13 protein-coding genes are annotated in these 17,734 nt (G+C 68.9%); 5 read left to right on the top strand and 8 right to left on the bottom strand.

Annotated features, from left to right (window positions below; translation table 11 throughout):
* Positions 1-21 precede the first annotated feature (21 nt).
* The 4 genes from BO996_RS15685 (at position 22) to BO996_RS15675 (ending at position 3,592) form a co-directional block, all read left to right on the top strand.
* On the top strand, positions 22-444 hold the full coding sequence (locus BO996_RS15685; protein WP_012205216.1) for a hypothetical protein: 423 nt from the start codon (positions 22-24) through the stop codon (positions 442-444).
* Between the two features lie 239 nt (positions 445-683).
* Positions 684-2,021, top strand: coding sequence for a peptidoglycan-binding domain-containing protein (locus BO996_RS15680; RefSeq protein ID WP_232240330.1), 1,338 nt, complete (start codon positions 684-686; stop codon positions 2,019-2,021).
* Positions 1,943-2,320, top strand: coding sequence for a DUF4384 domain-containing protein (locus BO996_RS29705; protein ID WP_232240329.1), 378 nt, complete (start codon positions 1,943-1,945; stop codon positions 2,318-2,320). The genes BO996_RS15680 and BO996_RS29705 overlap by 79 nt, the downstream gene beginning before the upstream one ends.
* 39 nt (positions 2,321-2,359) lie before the next feature.
* Entirely contained in the window at positions 2,360-3,592 is a 1,233-nt protein-coding gene (locus tag BO996_RS15675) for an SEL1-like repeat protein (RefSeq protein ID WP_071955515.1), read from the top strand.
* A gap of 20 nt (positions 3,593-3,612) precedes the next feature.
* Here BO996_RS15675 and BO996_RS15670 read toward each other — a convergent pair whose 3' ends face one another.
* The 4 genes from BO996_RS15670 to BO996_RS15655 form a co-directional block, all read right to left on the bottom strand.
* Positions 3,613-4,452: an HDOD domain-containing protein gene (locus BO996_RS15670; protein WP_043820881.1), complete on the bottom strand. Its 840-nt coding sequence runs from the start codon at positions 4,450-4,452 to the stop codon at positions 3,613-3,615.
* A gap of 28 nt (positions 4,453-4,480) precedes the next feature.
* Complete coding sequence (locus BO996_RS15665) at positions 4,481-6,841, bottom strand: Tex family protein (protein ID WP_043820880.1); 2,361 nt, start codon at positions 6,839-6,841, stop codon at positions 4,481-4,483.
* Between the two features lie 180 nt (positions 6,842-7,021).
* On the bottom strand, positions 7,022-8,758 hold the full coding sequence (locus BO996_RS15660; protein ID WP_013802714.1) for a multicopper oxidase family protein: 1,737 nt from the start codon (positions 8,756-8,758) through the stop codon (positions 7,022-7,024).
* A gap of 23 nt (positions 8,759-8,781) precedes the next feature.
* Entirely contained in the window at positions 8,782-9,909 is a 1,128-nt protein-coding gene (locus BO996_RS15655; protein WP_071955513.1) for an RCC1 domain-containing protein, read from the bottom strand.
* A 297-nt stretch (positions 9,910-10,206) separates the two neighbouring features.
* Between BO996_RS15655 and BO996_RS15650 the strand changes: the two genes are divergently transcribed.
* Positions 10,207-11,319 carry a DUF72 domain-containing protein gene (locus tag BO996_RS15650; protein WP_071957125.1) on the top strand — a complete coding sequence of 371 codons (1,113 nt, stop codon included), beginning with the start codon at positions 10,207-10,209 and terminating at the stop codon, positions 11,317-11,319.
* On the opposite strand, the gene BO996_RS15645 is transcribed toward BO996_RS15650, so the two are convergent.
* Genes BO996_RS15645 through BO996_RS15630 form a run of 4 tightly spaced genes read right to left on the bottom strand, consistent with a single transcriptional unit; the run spans position 11,304 to position 17,733 of the window.
* Positions 11,304-11,633, bottom strand: coding sequence for an antibiotic biosynthesis monooxygenase family protein (locus tag BO996_RS15645; protein ID WP_034392796.1), 330 nt, complete (start codon positions 11,631-11,633; stop codon positions 11,304-11,306). The genes BO996_RS15650 and BO996_RS15645 overlap by 16 nt on opposite strands.
* Positions 11,634-11,683: 50 nt before the next feature.
* Entirely contained in the window at positions 11,684-13,153 is a 1,470-nt protein-coding gene (locus tag BO996_RS15640; protein WP_071955511.1) for an efflux transporter outer membrane subunit, read from the bottom strand.
* Complete coding sequence (locus BO996_RS15635) at positions 13,150-16,347, bottom strand: efflux RND transporter permease subunit (protein WP_043820874.1); 3,198 nt, start codon at positions 16,345-16,347, stop codon at positions 13,150-13,152. The genes BO996_RS15640 and BO996_RS15635 overlap by 4 nt, the downstream gene beginning before the upstream one ends.
* 18 nt (positions 16,348-16,365) lie before the next feature.
* On the bottom strand, positions 16,366-17,733 hold the full coding sequence (locus BO996_RS15630) for an efflux RND transporter periplasmic adaptor subunit (protein ID WP_071957124.1): 1,368 nt from the start codon (positions 17,731-17,733) through the stop codon (positions 16,366-16,368).
* Position 17,734: the final 1 nt, after the last annotated feature.

Genomic DNA, 17,734 nt, shown 5'->3' with positions numbered 1-17,734 from the left:
ACCGCACCAGGAGAGCCCACCATGCACACCGCCGCCCATCTCTGTTCGGCTGCCCTATTGGCCTGGCTCGCCCTCGGAGCGAACCCCCTTCATGCAGCAGCCCCCGGCGAAGACCCGGTGGTGCTGAACAAGCCCGTCGACTACCTCAGGCTGCCCACGGCCAAGCAGCCGACATCGTCGGGGCTGGACACCGTCACCGACATCCCCATCAATGTCAAGGCCAAGATCGCGCGCTACGAAGCCATGTCCATGACCAATGCGCCCGGTATCTCCACCGAGGCGAACGTGGTGACCACGACCACGACGAGCAGCACGGGCATGCAGCGCACCTGCACCCAGGACCTGGCCAGCAACACCAACGCCAGCGCATTCAACCGCTATGGGCCCCAGACCAAGGACCAGATCGTGGTCCTCAAGGGCGACCTGGTCAACGTCTGCCGCTAGCGCGACACCGGGCGGCCAGCCTTCGGGCCGCCCACCATTTCTCGATCCCCCATTTCCGGCGCCGACGCCCGTGCGCGCCTGTGCCCTGGCTCGCCGTTTTCCAGCAGAGGTCCATCATGCGCAACCGCCTTCCATCGCCAGGACTTCCCCGCCCCGATGCCGCGCTGCAGCCGGCACTCGGCGGCCATGCGGACGACCGTGGGACTTTCCGCCAGCGATGGTCCGGCAGACAGGATTGCATGCGGGCCATTGCCTGCGCCGTCTCGGCGTCCATCGTGCTGCTGTCGGGCTGCGCGCCGCTGGATGCGCGCAAGGACGCCAAGTACCTGGACAAGGTCTATGCGGCCGACCGCCCCGTGGTGAGGCCGGTGCGCTCGATATCGAGCTTTTCCGACTCGCTGATGTGCATGGACAGGATGTTCCGCAACAGCCACATGCCCACGGTGCTGATCACCAGCAAGCAGCTGCCCGACTACTCGGGCCGCGTGGCCGTGGCCGCCAAGGAGATGGTGGTCACCGCCCTGTCCCAGATGTCGCGCGTCAGCAGTGCCTTCCGCTACGTGGACTATGAGGTGGACATCGCCCGCCAGGATACGGTGCAGAACCTCACCACCATCTTGCTCAACAACAACCAGATCCAGCTGCAGCGCCCTGCCCTGTATGTGTCGGGCGCCGTGTCCTTCATGGACCAGAACGTGCTGCGCAACAATGTGGACATAGGCACCAGCGCATCGCGCCTGGAAACCGGCTACAGCGCCAACCGCAGCGGCGCCGTGCTGGGCATGGAGCTGCACCTGGGCGACTTCCGCACGCGCACCATCATCCCGGGCCTGGATTCGGCCAACGAGGTCGTCATCGGCAACGGCAGCCAGGGGCTGGACCTGTCCGGCCGCATCGGCACCTACGGCGTGCAGTTCAGCGTGGGCCGCGACTATGCCCAGGGCTCGGGCCCGGCCGTGCGCACCCTGGTCGAGCTGGGCATGATCGAGCTGCTGGGCAAATGGTCGCGCCTGCCCTACTGGCAGTGCCTGACGCTGGACCAGACCCACCCCGACTTCCAGCGCCAGCTGCGCGACTGGTACGAGGAAGGCGAAGCCGGCATCCACCAGGAACTGGTGCGCCAGTCGCTGATCAGCAAGGGCTATCTGCCGCCGGACGCCCCGGCCTTCACCGCAGGCAACCCGCAGTGGCGCGAGGCCATAGGGCGCTTCCAGGCCGACAGCGGCATGGTGGTCAACGGCGTGGTGGACTTCAACACCTATGAACGCGCACTGCGCGACTTCGTGGCCGTGGGCGCCGATGGGCACATCACGCGCATTGGCTGGAACACCAAGAGCGCAGCGCCGGTCACCACCGCCTCCGAGAACGTGGCCGTGGGCACGGGCGACTACCGCTACGGCGCCCCGCGCCCGACCGCAAGCTGGACCTGTGGGTGGAGAACATCACGCCCACCCGCACCTCCTTCGAGACGGGTGAACAGCTCTTCCTGTCCACCACCGTGTCGCGTGCCTCCTACCTGTCGTGCTTCATGGCGGGCGCCGATGGCGAGGTCACCCGGCTGGTGCCCAACGACGTGAACCGCTCGGGCTGGATCACCGCCGCCCAGTCCGTGCGCCTGCCCGACTGGATGAGCCCCAACCCCGGCTATGTGATCAACGCCGGCCCTCCCGGCAAGGAAGGCGTGGCCTGCTTCGCTACCGAGCAGAACATGACCGACAAGCTGCCCACGCTGCTGCAGGGCAAGGCCTTCATCGCCATCCCGGGCATGCGCTCCCTGGAGGATGTCAACCAGTACATGGCCAGCTCGCTGGGCGCAGACGGGTACACCGGCTCGGCCCGCTTCTGGCAGGTGGTGCCGGCCCAGGCCAAGCGCTGATGCACGGTGCGGACCACAAGCCAACCAGAGGCACCTGCCATGCCCTCCAGCGCTCATGAAACCTCCCCGCGGCGGCGCCGCGGGCTGCGCCTGACCGCCAGGCTTGTGCTGCCCGGGCTGCTGGTGGTGCTGCCCGGTCTGGCGCCCGCCGTGCTGCCGCATGTGCAGGCGGCAGCCCGCTTCACGCCGGTCATGCCCATCCGGGTGGCGACGGCCAGCGTGTACGGCTCCCAGCCGGGCACCAGCAACATCAATTCGACCTCGGATACCGCCCAGCAACGGGCCCTGTCCCAACTGCGCAGCCGCGCCGAAGGCAAGGGCGTGAGCCCGGCCACGCAGCGCGAGGCGCAATGGGTCATGGGCCTGCTGGCACTGCATGGCATTGCCATGGCCCAGGACGGGCCACAGGCCAGGACCTGGTTCGAGCGTGCCCAGCGCGCCGGCCATCCGCTGGCCAGCGCGGGACTGGCCTGGTGCGCCATGGACGGCTGCGGCCAGCCCCCCGATCCACCGGCCGCAAGGCCCTGGATCGCCCAGCTGGCCAAGACCGACCCGGCCCGTGCGCAATACCTGGAATGGCTGCTGGCACGGCGCTTGGCGCCGCTGTCCACGGCCGAGCCCGTGGGCGAGGCCTTGACCGTGGCAGGCACGCCCGACCAGGAACTGCTGCAGCGCGCGGCGCGTTCGGGCAGCCCCGGCGCACAGCTGGAATGGGGCCTGGCCCTGCTCGCGCAGGACGAGCCCGAGGCCGCCCTGCGCCAGTTCCGCGCGGCGGCGCCACGCTCATCCAGCGCGGCGACCAATGCGCAGATGCTGGGCGACCGCATGCGGCCCGCGGGCCAGCTGGTGTCGGCCCAGGGCACGTCTGCCCCGCCTGCGGCGCAGGGGCCGCAACGGCTGCAGCGCACGCCGGAGTTGCGGGGCTCGCCCAGCGAGCAGGACATCCAGGTGCGACAGCCCGTCACGGCCCAGCAGCAGTGGGAGCAGGCCCAGCGCTATCACCGTGGCGAAGGCGTGCCGGCCAACTACACCGAGGCCCTGCGCCTGTACCAGCAGGCGGCGTCCCACGGCCATGTGGCATCGCGGCGCATGCTGGAGTTGATCTATTCGCGCCCCGCACAGGGCGGCGGTGTGGACATTGGCTGGATGCAGCAGCTGGCACGCATCGACCCCATGACCATGCAGCCCATGGCCCCCATCAGCCCCGCGCCCTACCGGCGCGACCCCACGCCGCTTTTCGACATGGTGCCGGCGCCCTGGCACCGGAACTGACGCTGGCCCCGGGTCCTGCCCTAAAGCAGCACATCCAGGCCCGTGTCGGCCATCCAGTCCACCGGGTCCTGGCGCAGCACCATGTCGATGTCCAGGCCCAGGGCCACCCCCACTTCGCCGGGAAAGCTCACGGCCAGCGCGCGCTCGCCCCATTGCGCCTCGCGCGATCGGGCGCGCCAGGCGGCGATGTGCAGCACGCAGGCCAGGGGATCGAAGCCGGGCTGGGCCAGCGGCGCGTGCAGGTGCTGCAGCGCGTCGGCCAGCAGCGGCGGAAGATTCCAGCGCCGGGCCAGGCCTGCGCTGACATGGCTGTATGCGTAGCCGCACAGCCGCATCTCCAGTTCGGCACGGCGCGGGTCCAGCGGGCCGACCAGCTCGGAGATGGTGGCCGCGCGGCCGGGATCGATCATGTGCATGGCCAGCTCGCCCAGCCCGTGCAGCAGGCCTGCCGCATAGGCCGCCGTGGGGCTGGCCTGCACCGTGCCGGCCAGCGCGCGGGCCACGCGTGCGGCATCCACGCTGTAGCGCCAGAAGGCCGGCATGGCCACGCCCGGCACGGCATGCGTGCCCACGCCCAGCGGCATGCCCCGCACGATCTGGCGCAACTGCGCGGGCGCCAGCAGTGCGAGCGCCTCCGGAATGCCGGTGACACGGCCCGCCATGCCGAAGACCGGGCCGTTGGCCTGCGCCAGCAGCCCGGCAGCCAGCGCGGGGTCGGCCGCGAACAGCTGGCTCAGCCGGCGCAGGCTGGGCTGCTCGGGCACCAGCTCGCGCAGCAGCAGGGCCACAATGCGCGGCTGCGCCGGCAGGGCCAGCGTCTGGGTCAACAGCGTCTGCAGATCCAGTGCGTGCGCAGCCATCGCGTTTCCTGCCCTGCCCTGCCCGGCCTTACTTGCGGGTCTGCAGCTTGGCGAAGGCCGAGGCCATGGCCGACTGCTGCGCCGGCTCGGGCGCGCGGCGCTGGCCGCCCTGATGGCCCTGGCTGCCTCGGCCTGCGCTCTCGAAGCGGTTGTCACGGGGGCCGTCGCGCCGCGCGGGCGCCGCATCCAGCTTCATGGTCAGGCTGATGCGCTTGCGCGCCACATCGACCTCCAGCACCTTGACCTTGACGATCTGGCCGGTCTTGACGACCTCACGCGCGTCCTCGATGAACTTGTGGCTCATCTGGCTGACGTGGACCAGGCCATCCTGGTGCACGCCCAGGTCCACGAAGGCGCCGAACTGGGCCACGTTGCTGACCGTGCCCTCCAGCGTCATGCCTTCCTTGAGGTCCTTGATGTCTTCCACGCCGTCATTGAAGCGGGCGACGACGAAGTCCGGGCGCGGATCGCGGCCGGGCTTTTCCAGCTCGCCCAGGATGTCCTTGATGGTGATGGCACCGAACTGCTCGTTCACGAACTGCTCGGCCTTCAGGCCCTTGAGCACCTCGGAGCGGCCCATGAGCTGGTCCACGCTCTTGCCCGTGGTGGCAATGATGCGCTCGACCACGGGATAGGTTTCCGGGTGCACACCGGTCATGTCCAGCGGGTTGTCGCCGCCGCGGATGCGCAGAAAGCCTGCGGACTGCTCGAAGGTCTTGGCGCCCAGGCCGGCCACGTCCATCAGCTGCTTGCGGCTCTTGAAGGAGCCATTGGCATCGCGCCAGCGCACCACCGACTTGGCCACGCTGCCCGACAGGCCCGAGACGCGCGACAGCAGCGGCGCCGAGGCCGTGTTCAGGTCCACGCCCACGGAGTTCACGCAGTCCTCGACCACGGCGTCGAGCTGGCGCGCCAGCTCGCTTTGGTTCACGTCGTGCTGGTACTGGCCCACGCCGATGCTCTTGGGGTCGATCTTGACCAGCTCGGCCAGCGGGTCCTGCAGGCGGCGCGCAATGCTGGCGGCGCCGCGCAGGCTCACGTCCACATCGGGCATTTCCTGCGAGGCGAACTCGCTGGCGGAATACACGGAAGCGCCGGCCTCGCTGACCACGACCTTCTCGATCTGGCGGTCGGCCTTGCTGGCGATCTTGATCAGGTCGGCCGCCAGCTTGTCGGTCTCGCGGCTGGCCGTGCCGTTGCCGATGGCAATCAGGTTGATCTGGTGCTTTTCGACCAGGCGGGCCAGCACGGCCAGGGAGCCGTCCCAGTCGCGGCGCGGCTCATGCGGGTAGATGGTGGTGGTGTCCACCAGCTTGCCCGTGCTGTCCACCACGGCCACCTTGACACCCGTGCGGATGCCCGGATCCAGGCCGATGACGGCGCGCTGGCCCGCAGGCGCGGCCAGCAGCAGGTCGCGCAGGTTGTCGCCAAAGACCTTGATGGCCACCTTCTCCGCGTCTTCGCGCAGGCGCGAGAACAGGTCGCGCTCGGTGGACAGGCTCAGCTTGACGCGCCAGGTCCAGGCCACGCACTTGCGGATCAGATCGTCGCTGGCGCGCTTGGCGTGGCTCCAGCCCAGGTGCAGGGCAATCTTGCCTTCGGCCAGGCTGGGCTGGCCGGGCTCGGGCTCCACGGGAAGAACCAGCTTGGCTTCGAGGATCTCCAGCGCGCGGCCGCGGAACACGGCCAGGGCGCGGTGCGAGGGCACGCGGCCAATCGGTTCGTCGTACTCGAAATAGTCGCGGAACTTGGCGACCTCGGGGTCGTTCTCGTTCTTGGCCTCGATCTTCTTGGAGCGCAGCAGGCCGTCTTCCCACAGCCATTCGCGCAGCTTCTGCACCAGCGCCGGGTCTTCGGCCCAGCGCTCGGACAGGATGTCGCGCACGCCATCGAGCACGGCGAAGGTGGTGGAGAAATCGGGGCCCGGCTTGCCGTCGTCCAGGGTGGTGGCGGGCTTGCAAAAGGCCTCGGCCTCCTTGTGCGGGTCCAGCGTGGGGTCGGCAAACAGCTTGTCGGCCAGCGGCTCGATGCCGAATTCCTTGGCAATCTGGCCCTTGGTGCGGCGCTTTTGCTTGAAGGGCAGGTAGATGTCCTCCAGCTCCTGCTTGGTCGGCGCATTGGCAATGGCCAGGCGCAGCGCATCGGTCAGCTTGCCCTGCTCGTCGATGGCCTTGAGCACCGTGCCCCGGCGGTCTTCCAGCTCGCGCAGATAGCCCAGGCGTTCGTCGAGCTGGCGCAATTGCGCATCGTCCAGGCCGCCGGTCACTTCCTTGCGGTAGCGGGCGACGAACGGAACCGTGGCTCCGCCATCAAGCAATTCGACCGCAGCACCCACTTGCTGCGGCTTGACATTCAGTTCTGCGGCGATTTGGCCAATGATTTTTTGCATTCGAGAGGCGCCCCGTGGCGTGGAATCCGGAAAAGCGGCCAAGTGTGCCACACGCGATTCGGGCCGGGCCGCTCACGGCCCGCCCGCAAATGCAAGCATTTCTTGCAGGCCAATGAATTCAAGGGCTTGCAACATGAAGCCGGAAGGGCTCGGGAATGGCCGATCGGACAAGCCCGGCTTTCAGGGCCGCACATCCACGATCTGCATCATTCCCAGGTCCTCATGGTCCAGCGCATGGCAATGCCAGACGAACTTGCCGTGGAAATCCGCGAACCGCATGCGAAAGGTGATGCTGCCCTTGGTGACCCCCGCCGCCCCGCTGCTGCCCGTGCCCGGCGGCACGGGCAGGGTGTCGGCCCAGAACGGCGTCACCGGCGCGCCGTTGACCCTGACCACATAGCAGTCGTTGACGTGGATGTGAAAGGGATGCGGGTAGCCGTTGTAGTTGTAGACCGTCCACTCCTCCACCGCATTGAAGGGCACGGTCTGCACAGGCGTGAGGCTGGAATGAATGGGCGACATGCCCAGCGGCATGGCCTCGGTGCCCACCGCAAACACCGATCGGTTGCCGCCCACCTTCAGCACCCAGCTCTCGCCGGCCGGCATGGGCGCCAGGGCCGGGTCGCGCACGCCCTTGTCCGCGTCGTCGGCCAGCACGGCCAGGCGCAGGACGCGCTGCACGCCACCATGGCTGGCCAGTTCGGCATCGGTGATGGGCGTGTAGTCGCCGGGCCGGCGCAGCAGGGCCGGGTCGGGCACGCGGGCCTGCACGGGCTCGCCCTGGACCACCACCCGGGCCAGCACCTCCTCGAAGGGCTCGTTGCCGCTTGGCCGGTGAAAGGACGGGCACGCGGCCGCGCGCAGGAAATACTCGCCCGGCGCCATCGATGCCTGCACCACCATGGACAGGCGCCCGCCCGGGTAGATGTAGTTGCCGGGCCAGTCGCGCATGTCCAGCGGCTGCCCGGCCGTCTGCCGGCTCAGCGGCCGGTAGATACCGCCGTAATGGTTGCCGTCGCGGCCATAGACATTCATCACATGCCCGTCGAGCACGGGATGCAGCGGGTAGAACGACGAAGGATTGACGATGTGCCAATGCTGCACCTCGCCGGGCCGCATCACGATGGTGGGCTGGTAGGCGCCGTTGAGCAAAAAGGCGCCGGCCGGATTCTCCATCGAGTCTTCCAGCGTATCGGTGCGGCCCTTGGCATTGACGGTGAGCTTGTGGGCGAACAGCACGCGCTCGCGCATGTTCACGCTGGCACGGAACGGGTCCTGCGCATCGGCCACGATGATGGCGCCGAACATGCCGCTGGAGACCTGGGCATTGGTGGCGCCGTGCAGATGCGGGTGGTACCAGTAGATGCCGCAACTGTGGTCGTCGGGCAGATGGATCTCGTGGTAGCGCGTGGCGCCGGGCGCGATGCCGGCATCCGGCCCGTCCACCACGTAGTCGCCAAACACACCGGGCCGTATCTCGCGCGGGTCCACGTGCAGGCCGTGGAAATGCATGTTGGTGCTGTTCTGGTGGTTGAGCAGCGCCCAGTCCGAGCCCTGGGGCGAGGCCGGCAGCTGGTTGTGCACCCACATCTTCAGCGTGTCGCCGGGGCGCAGCCACAGCGTGGGCGCCGTGTATCTTCCATTGAAGCTGCGCAGCTCCAGACGCCGCCCGGGCTGCCGATCGGCCGGATAGCGGGCCCAGCGCGCGATGTCGCTGTCCGGCAGGTCCATGTCCATGGACGCATAGCCCACGTTCAGGTGCAGCTCCAGCACGCCGTTGACGGAGCGCAGCGCCTGCGGCTCGGGCAGATCGTCGCGCGGCCCGCCTCCTCCGCCGCAGCCGGGCAGCACGGCGCCCGCCGTCAGCAGGGCGCCCCATTGCAGCAGTGCCCTGCGGTTCAGGCCCGGGGCAGGCATTGAATGCTCCTGGTGCAGATGCTTCACAGGGCCTCCTTTGCCGTGCCGGCGAATGCGTTGGTTTCGGTCAGGTCATTGAGGGCGTGCAAGGCCAGCGCATGGGGGCGGGACTGGGTCTGGGCCCCGTCCTCGCCCTGGCAGGCGCCATGGCGGTTGTCGCCCCAGGCCCAGCAGCGCCCGCCGCGCTCCAGCGCCAGCACATGCGTGCCGCCCACGCTGATCTGCTGCACTGCCGCCAGGCCGGGCACGGCGTGAAAGCCCGCGCGGGGTGCCGCATCGCCCTGGCCCAGCTGGCCCAGGCCATTCCAGCCCCAGGCCAGCACCTGCCCGCCCTGCGTGGTCGCCGCCGAAAAATGCAGGCCCGCCGCCAGACTGCTGAGGCGCCCAGGCACGGCAATGCGCACGGGGCCGGGGCTGTAGGCCGCCTGCAGCCCCTGGTCCAGCTGGCCCTGGTGGTTGGAGCCCCAGCCCCACAGCCGCCCCTTCTCATCCAGCGCCAGGCTGTGCGTGGCCCCCGCCGCCACCGCCACCACGGCCGCAGCGCCCTGCGGCAGCACCACGCGCTGCGCACGACTGCGCTGCACCAGATCGCCCTGCCCCAGTTGGCCAGCCGCATTGGCGCCCCAGGACCAGACCTGCCCCCTGGCATCCAGCGCCAGCCCATGACCCATGCCCACGGACACGCTGCGCACGGAGGGCAGGCCCTGCACGCGCTGCGCACCGGGCATGGCATCCGACCATCCCCAGAGTGCGCCTTCGCGGTCCTGCACATAGGCCTGCTGCTCACCCGCCCAGATGCGCCGCACCCCGGCATCCTGCCGGCCCAAGGCCAAAGGCCTGGGCACGGCGCCCGCGGCATCGCGGACCTGGGGCGCAACGGCATAGGCCTGGCCATCCGCCCAGGCCAGCAGCGAATGGCCCGCGTCCACCAGCCCCTCCCAACGCGTACCAAGGGGGCTCAGGCGCTGGGGCACGGGCTGGGAAAAGCTGCGGTGGCCGATGCGCGTGGCATCGGGCGCACAGACCCCGGCAGCATCCACGCCTTCGGGCAGGGTGCGCAACACCTCCAGATTGCCCCAGGCGAATACGCCCTCCGATGTGATGAGCACGGACCGCTGCGGGCCGGCCACTACCTGTTCTATGGTCAGCATCACCCTCTCCTTTGCGTGTTTTGCGTGTTTCGCGTGTCTTGGGGCACCCCGACACGGCGGTACAGCTGCCCGTCAGGTGTCAGTGCGGATTGTTCAAAGGAAGAGGGTGGGTGGCAATCACTGAAAACTGTGATTCCTCAAGAGCGCCTTAGGCTCCGTCAATCGATCCCGCCCCAGGCCTGCGACGCGACATTGGCCTGCAGGCACATCGCCAGTGCGGCGGGGGCCTGCGTGGCCTGAGTGCCTACGCGGGCTGCGCTGGCGCAGCGGCATCATGGACAATCCATGCTCCAGCCCATGCAAGACGATCTGTTTGGCGCGCCGCCATCACCGCCGCCGTCCCCACCCTCTTCCGCTCCGGTCCCGCCTGCCGCCAGCGCGGCGCCTGGCGGCCGCAAGCCGGCATCCCGCAAGGCCGTCGGCGCCGTGCAGCTGGCGCCCCAGGCCCTGCAATGGCAGGCGCTGGCGGACCAGCTTCCGCAGGGCTTGCGCATGGGGGTCTCCACCTGGTCCTACCCGGGCTGGGAAGGTTTGATCTGGGATGGCGCCTATGACAAAAGCGTGCTCGCCAAGAAGGGACTGGAGGCCTATGGCCGGCATCCGCTGATGCGAACGGTCTGCGTGGACCGCAGCTTCTGGAGGCCGTTGACGGCCAGCCAGTACCTGGCCTTCGCGGGCCAGGTGCCGGCCGATTTCCGCTTCGTGGTCAAGTGCCCTTCGGTGGTCACCGATGCGCAGGTCCGCGACGAGGATGGCAAGGGCATGTCGCTGAACCCCGTGTTCCTTCAACCCGATCTGGCCGTGACCAGCTTCGTCGAGCCCACGCTCGAAGGGCTGGGCGAGCAGCTCGGCGTGCTGGTGTTCCAGCTCAGTCCGATGACCTGGGGCCTGCTGAGCCGCCCCACCGAACTGCTGGCGCGGCTGCAGGCCATGCTGGACGCGGTGCGAGCGGCGCTGGCCGCCCATCCGCTGGGCGCACAGATCATCGTGGCGGTGGAGGTGCGCGACCCGGAGCTTTTGACGCCCGAGCTGGCGGACACGCTGCGCGCTGCGGGCGCCACCTTCTGCCTGGGGCTGCACGGCAAGATGCCGCCCATCGAAGAGCAATTGGTTTTTCTGCGGCGGCTATGGCCCAGCCCCCTGGTCTGCCGCTGGAACCTGAACCGCGAGTTCGGGGCCTACGGCTACCCCGATGCGCAAACCAAGCACGATCCCTTTGACGAGATCCGCACGCCCGATGTGCACACGCGCTCCATCCTCGCCAAGACCATCGATGGCATCACCAGCCGCGGGCTGCCCGCCTTCGTGACGGTGAGCAACGATGCCGAAGGCTGCGCGCCGCGCTCCATCGCGCTGCTGGCCGAGGCCGTGGTGCAAGCGCAGGCGGCCCGGATTCAGCGCTTGCCGTAGGCGCGCTCCACGCGGGCCACGCGCAGTTCATAGTGCTCGTACCAGGCGTCCTTGCCCAGTTGCTGGGCGACCAGGTGCTCGGCATCCTGCTTCCAGCGCGCAATGGATTCGGCCGTGGACCAGTACGACACGGTGATGCCGAAACCGTCCTCGCCGCGCGTGCTTTCCGCGCCCAGGAAGCCTTGCTGCTGCGCGGCCAGGTCCACCATGCGCTGGGCCATGAGGCCGTAGCCATCATCGTCGTCACGCGTCCTGCGCGACGAGAAGATGACGGCGTAGTAAGGCGGCTCGGGGGTGTTGGCAAAGGGGCTCATCGTGGTCGGGGCGGCATGTTCTGCGGGACCGCGCAATACACCGCCGACGCTCAGGAATTCGCCGGTGCCGAGGCGGACGACGCCTGCACCTGCTCGCCGCCCAGCACCTTCCACAGCGTGACGCGGTTGAGCTGCTCGGACAGGCGCAGGCCGATCAGGGTCTGCTGGGCCGTGTAGAGGCTGCGCTGCGCATCCAGCACGGTCAGGTAGTTGTCCACGCCGGCCTTGAAGCGGGCCTCCGACAGGTCGAAGGCCTTTTGCGTAGCGGCGACCATGCTGGTCTGGGCGGCCAGGCGCTCGTCCCACTGCGCGCGGTCGGCCAGCACGTCGGCGGTTTCGCGGAAGGCCGTCTGCACGGCCTTCTCGTACTGGGCGATGGCGATGCGCTGGTTGGCCTCGGCCACCTGCACGCCTGCACGGTTGCGGCCACCGTCGAAGATGGGCAGGCGCACCAGGGGGATGAAGCTCCAGGTGCTGCTGCTGCCGCCAAAGAGGCCGTCGAGCTCGCGGCTGCCCGAGCCCACGCTGGCCGTGAGGCTGATGGTGGGGAACATGGCAGCGCGTGCGGCGCCGATGTTGGCCTCCATGGCGCGCAGGTTGTTCTCGGCGGCCTGGATGTCGGGGCGCACCAGCAGCACGCTGGAGGGCAGCGGTGCAGGCACGGGCTGCAGCGCGGCCGCGGGCCGGGCATCGGCGCGCAGCGTGGCGGCGCCGGGCAGCAGGGCCTCGGGCAGCGGGCCGCCCACCAGCAATTGCAGGGCGTTGCGGTCACGCTCCACCTGGGAGGTGAAGCTGGCCACGTCGCCGCGCGCCGTGTCCACCGTGGTCTGGTTCTGTGCCAGCACCAGGCCCGATGTGGAGCCAATCTCGTGCATGCGCCGTGTCAGCTCGTAGGCCTTCTCGCGGCTGGCCAGGGTGTCGCGCGCCAGCTGCAGGCGGGCCTGGTCGGCCGCCAGCGTGAGCCAGCCGTTGGCCACATCGGCCACCAGGCCGATCTGCACATTGCGCCGGTTCTGCTCGCTTTGCAGGAACTGCTGCAGCGCGGCCTCGCTGAGGTTGCGCACGCGGCCCCACAGGTCGATCTCATAGCTGGCAAAGCCCAGCTGGGCCGTGTACTGGGTGCTGACCGATGCCGCCTGGGTGGCGCTGGTCATGCCGGCGGCCGTGCGCGCACGACTGGCCTGTGCCTGGGCGGTGACGCTGGGCAGCAGGTCGGCGCGCGTGATGCCGTACTGGGCACGCGCGCGCTCGATGCTTTCCACGGCCACGCGCAGGTCGCGGTTGTTGGACAGGGCCAGCGCAATGACCTCGCGCAGCTGCTGGGACTGCACCCAGCCCAGCGCGGCGGCAGCCTGCAGGCTGGCCTCGTCGGCCTGGGCCGGCGTTGCGGCCGTGCTGCCCACGGTATCGGGCACGGGCATGTCGGGCGTGCGGTGCTGCGGCGCGAGGTTGCAGCCGGTCAGCAGCGCCACCAGCGCCGCCGCTGCGGCCAGTGCGGAGACATTCGTTGGGCGCCTCATGCTGCGCTCTCCTTTGCGGTATGCGGTGAATCAGGTGATCCGGCAGTGGGCTGGGGCGCGTCGTCCTCGGTGCGCGAATGGCTCTTGAACCAGCTGCGGATCAGCAGGAAGAACACGGGCACCAGGAAGATGCCCAGCACCGTGGAGGCCAGCATGCCGCCGAGCACGGCCGTGCCGATGGCATTGCGCCCGCCCGCGCCGGCCCCCGTGCCGATGGCCAGCGGAATGACGCCGAAGCCGAAGGCCAGCGAGGTCATCAAAATGGGCCGCAGGCGCAGGCGCACGGCCGAGACCACGGCGTCGAAGATGCTCTTGCCCTGCTCCTGCAGCTGCACCGCGAATTCCACGATCAGGATGGCGTTCTTGGACGCCAGGCCCACCGTGGTCAGCAGGCCCACCTGGAAGTACACGTCGTTCGTCAGCCCACGCGTGTAGGTGGCGGCCAGCGCGCCCACCACGCCCAGCGGCACGGCCAGCATCACCGACAGCGGCACGGTCCAGCTTTCGTACAGCGCCGCCAGGCACAGGAACACGAAGAGGATGGAGATGGCGTACAGCAGCGGCGCCTGGGCGCCGGACTGGCGCTCCTGCAGCGAGGCGCCGGTCCACTCGTAGCCTATGCCGGCCGGCAGGGTGCGCAGGATGTCCTCCACGATCTGCATGGCCGTGCCCGAGCTGACGCCGGAGGCGGCGCGGCCTTCCATTTCGTAGGCCGGGTTGCCGTTGTAGCGCATGAGCTGGGGCGAGCCGTAGGCCCAGTAGCTGCTGGAGAACGAACTGAACGGCACCATCTCGCCCTTGGCGTTGCGCACCGTCCATTTGGCGATGTCCTGGGGCAGCATGCGGTGCGGCGCATCGCCCTGGATGTAGACGCGCTTGACGCGCTCGTTGTTCAGGAAGTCGTTGACATAGGTGCCGCCCATGGCGCTGGACAGCACGCTGTTGATGTCGGTGTACGACAGGCCGAGCGCGGCGGCCTTGCGGTCGTCGATGTCCAGGCGCAGCTCGCTGGCGTCTTCCAGGTTGGTCATGCGCAGATTGGTGAGCTCGGGTCGCTTGCGGGCCTCGGTCAGGAATTTCTCCTTGGCCTCCAGCAGCGCCTGGTGGCCCAGGCCGTTCATGTCCTTGATCATGAAGTTGAAGCCCGAGCTGGAGCCCAGGCCGCGCACGGCCGGCGGCAGCACGACCAGCACGCGCGCATCGCGGATGGCGGACAGGTCTTTGGTCGCGCGGTGCGCGATCTCGGAGGCCGACTGGCCGGGCAGCGGCCGCTCCTCCCAGGTCTTCAGCCGCACGAAGGCGCGTGCCGAGGCCTGGTCGCCGTTCAGGCCCGAGACCTGGTAGAAGCTCACCACGTCGGGCTGCTTGGCAAAGTAGTCGCGCACCTCGTCGAGCACACCCTGCAGCCGCGTATCGGCCGCGCCCGAAGGCAGGTTGATGTTGACGAAGACGAAGCCCTGGTCCTCGTCCGGCAGGAAGGAAGTGGGCAGGCGCGCCATCAGCAGCCAGACCACGCCGCAGACGGCCAGGAAGATCAGCATCATGCGCTTGGCGCGGCGCAGCGAGTAGGCCACCGTGCCCTGGTAGCGCGCGGCCGTGGCGTCGAAATGGTGGTTGAACCAGCGAAAGAATCGGTCATTCACCCCCAGGATGCCGCTGCGGATGGGGCGGTCATGCCCTGCCCCGCCCCCTGCGGGCGGCTTGAGCAGCGTGGCGCACAGCGCCGGCGTCAGCGTCAGCGCCACGAACACCGACAGCGCCATGGCCGCGACGATGGTGATGGAGAACTGCCGGTAGATCACGCCCGTGGAGCCGCCGAAGAAGGCCATGGGCACGAACACGGCCGACAGCGTCACGCCGATGCCCACCAGGGCCGGCGTGATCTCGCGCATGGACTGGCGCGTGGCCTGCTTGGGCGACATGCCCGTCTCGTGCATCACGCGCTCGACGTTCTCCACCACGACGATGGCATCGTCCACCAGCAGGCCGATGGCCAGCACCATGGCGAACATGGTCAGCGTATTGATCGAGTACCCGGCCAGCGACAGCACGCCGAAGGTGCCCAGCAGCACCACGGGCACGGCGATGGCGGGGATCATCGTGGCTCGGAAGTTCTGCAGGAAGATGAACATCACGATGACCACGAGGATCATGGCCTCGCCCAGCGCGCTGACCACTTCCTTGATGGAGGCGCGCACGAAGGGCGTGGAGTCCGAGCTGACGAAGTAGTCGATCTCGTTGGGGAAGAACGGCTTGAGCTCGGCCAGCTTGGCGGCGATGGTGTCGGCCACCTGCATGGCATTGGCGCCATCGGCCAGCACGATGCCCATGCCGGCGCCGGGCAGTCCGTTGAGCTTGGCCTTGATGGTCAGGTTGTCGGCGCCCAGCTCCACGCGGGCCACGTCCTTCATGAGCACCACCGAGCCGTCCAGCGAGGACTTGAGCACGATATCTTCGAACTGCTCCACCGTCTTGAGCTTGGTGCGCGCCGTGATGGTGGCGTTGAGCTGCTGGTCGGAGACGGCGGGCAGCGCGCCCAGCTGGCCGGCCGAGACCTGGGCATTCTGCGAGTTCAGCGCATTGACCAGGTCCGACGGCATCAGCGCGTACTTCTCCATCTTGGCCGGGTCCATCCAGATGCGCATCGCATAGTTGGTGCCGAAGACGTTGACATCGCCCACGCCGTCGAGGCGGCCGATCACATCGACCAGATTGCTGGTCAGGTAGTCGCCGATATCGACCGCGGTCATGGCCGGGTCCTTGGAGAAGAAGCTGTAGGTGACCAGGAAGTCCTGGCCGCCCTTGTTCACGAACACACCCCGGCTCTTGACCGCGTCGGGCAGGCGGTTCACGGCGGACTGCAGCTTGTTTTGCACCTGCACCTGGGCCACGTCGATGTTGGTGCCCGGCGCAAAGGTCAGCGTGGTGCGCGCGCGGCCCGAGGCGTCGGACGTGGAGCTCATGTAGAGCATGTTGTCGATGCCCTTGAGCTGCTGCTCGATGATCTGGGTCACCGAGTTCTCGACCGTCTCGGCCGAGGCGCCCGTGTACTGCGCGCCGATGGTCACGCGCGGCGGCGCGATGTCGGGATATTGCTCCAGCGGCAGCGTGAAGATGGACAGCGCGCCGCCCAGCATGATGACGATGGCGATGACCCACGCGAAGATGGGCCGGTTGATGAAGAACTGAGCCATGTGACGGGTTCCTGCGGCTTAGCCGGCGGCCGGAGCAGGAGCCGCTGCCGGTGCTGGTGCAGGAGCTGTAGCAGGCGCCTTGTCCGCAGCGCCAGGTGCTGCCGGCCCTTCGGCCGGCTTGCCCTTGCGGGCCTGGGCCTTGGCGCGCAGGTCCACCTCCACGGCGCGCACCTTGTCGCCGGGCTTGATGCGCTGGAAGCCATCGACCACCACGCGTTCGCCGGCCGACAGGCCGTCCTGCAGCAGCCACATATTGCCCACGGCACGGTCGATGTTCACGGGCCGGCGCTCGATCACATCGTCGGCCTTGGCCACCAGCACGCTGGCCTTGCCGGTCAGGTCGCGCGTCACCGACTGCTGGGGCACCAGCAGCGCCTCGGGCGCCAGGCCCGTGGGCAGCAGCGCCTGCACATACATGCCCGGCATGAGAACGCCCTGCGGGTTGGGCACCACGGCGCGCAGCGTCACGCTGCCCGTGGTGGCATTGACGATCACGCCGGCAAACTGCAGCTTGCCCTGGTGGCTGTAGTCCGTGCCATCGTCCAGGCGGATGCGCACGGCCACCTTGTCGCCCTCCACCTTCTGGAAGCGCCCGGCATCCCAGTCGCGCTTGAGCTGCAGCAGCTCGCTGGTGGACTGGGTGAAGTCCACATACATGGGGTCCAGCTGCACGATGGAGGTCAGCGCCTCGGTCTGGTTGGCCGTCACCAGCGCGCCCGGCGTCACCGTGGACAGGCTGATGCGCCCGCTGATGGGCGCCTCGATGCGGCTGTACTTGAGGTTGATGCGCGCGGTCTCCAGATTGGCCTTGGCCACGGCCACGTCAGAACGCGACTGGGCGGCAGCGGCCTGGCTTTCCTCGAAGGCCTGCTGGCTGATGGCATCGATCTTGACCAGCTCGGCATTGCGCCGCGCCGTGGCCTCCAGCGTGCGGGCGCTGGCCTCGGACTTGGCCAGCGCAGCCTGGGCGCTGGCCTCGGTGGCGCGCAGCGAGGCCGCGTCGATCTGGTAGAGCTGCTGGCCCTGGCGCACCAGGGCGCCCTCGGTGAACAAGCGCTTTTGCACGATGCCCGATACCTGGGGCCGCACCTCGGCGGTCAGCGAGGCGCGCGTGCGGCCCGGCAGCGTGGCGTCCAGCTGCTGGCTCTGCTTTTGCAGCGTGACCACGCCCACCTCGGTCGCGGCCTTGGCCGTGGCGGCAGGTGCGGCATCCTTCTTGGAGCAGGCCGCAAGGCTTGCGGCCAGCGCCAGTGCGCACAGCACGGCGGTGCCGATGCGCCGGCCACCGGCCGGCGAGGCGGAAGCTTGTACGTGCCCTGCGCCGGGCTGGGAATCGGAAGGCGCCGCAAGGCGCGGGCTCGGCGAAAAGGGCACGTCAAAAATCATG

The organism is Delftia sp. HK171, from assembly GCF_001886655.1.
GTDB lineage: Bacteria > Pseudomonadota > Gammaproteobacteria > Burkholderiales > Burkholderiaceae_C > Comamonas > Comamonas acidovorans.
The sequence above is the reverse complement of the archived record's forward strand: the minus strand, read 5'-3'. Positions and strand labels throughout refer to the sequence as shown.

Bases quoted from the DNA above. Each gene is read 5' to 3' on its own strand.
- BO996_RS15685 (WP_012205216.1), top strand. From the start codon at position 22: ATGCACACCGCCGCCCATCTCTGTTCGGCTGCCCTATTGGCCTGGCTC.
- BO996_RS15680 (WP_232240330.1), top strand. From the start codon at position 684: ATGCGGGCCATTGCCTGCGCCGTCTCGGCGTCCATCGTGCTGCTGTCG.
- BO996_RS15675 (WP_071955515.1), top strand. From the start codon at position 2,360: ATGCCCTCCAGCGCTCATGAAACCTCCCCGCGGCGGCGCCGCGGGCTG.
- BO996_RS15670 (WP_043820881.1), bottom strand. From the start codon at position 4,452: ATGGCTGCGCACGCACTGGATCTGCAGACGCTGTTGACCCAGACGCTG.
- BO996_RS15665 (WP_043820880.1), bottom strand. From the start codon at position 6,841: ATGCAAAAAATCATTGGCCAAATCGCCGCAGAACTGAATGTCAAGCCG.
- BO996_RS15660 (WP_013802714.1), bottom strand. From the start codon at position 8,758: ATGCCTGCCCCGGGCCTGAACCGCAGGGCACTGCTGCAATGGGGCGCC.
- BO996_RS15655 (WP_071955513.1), bottom strand. From the start codon at position 9,909: ATGCTGACCATAGAACAGGTAGTGGCCGGCCCGCAGCGGTCCGTGCTC.
- BO996_RS15650 (WP_071957125.1), top strand. From the start codon at position 10,207: ATGCAAGACGATCTGTTTGGCGCGCCGCCATCACCGCCGCCGTCCCCA.
- BO996_RS15645 (WP_034392796.1), bottom strand. From the start codon at position 11,633: ATGAGCCCCTTTGCCAACACCCCCGAGCCGCCTTACTACGCCGTCATC.
- BO996_RS15640 (WP_071955511.1), bottom strand. From the start codon at position 13,153: ATGAGGCGCCCAACGAATGTCTCCGCACTGGCCGCAGCGGCGGCGCTG.
- BO996_RS15635 (WP_043820874.1), bottom strand. From the start codon at position 16,347: ATGGCTCAGTTCTTCATCAACCGGCCCATCTTCGCGTGGGTCATCGCC.
- BO996_RS15630 (WP_071957124.1), bottom strand. From the start codon at position 17,733: ATGATTTTTGACGTGCCCTTTTCGCCGAGCCCGCGCCTTGCGGCGCCT.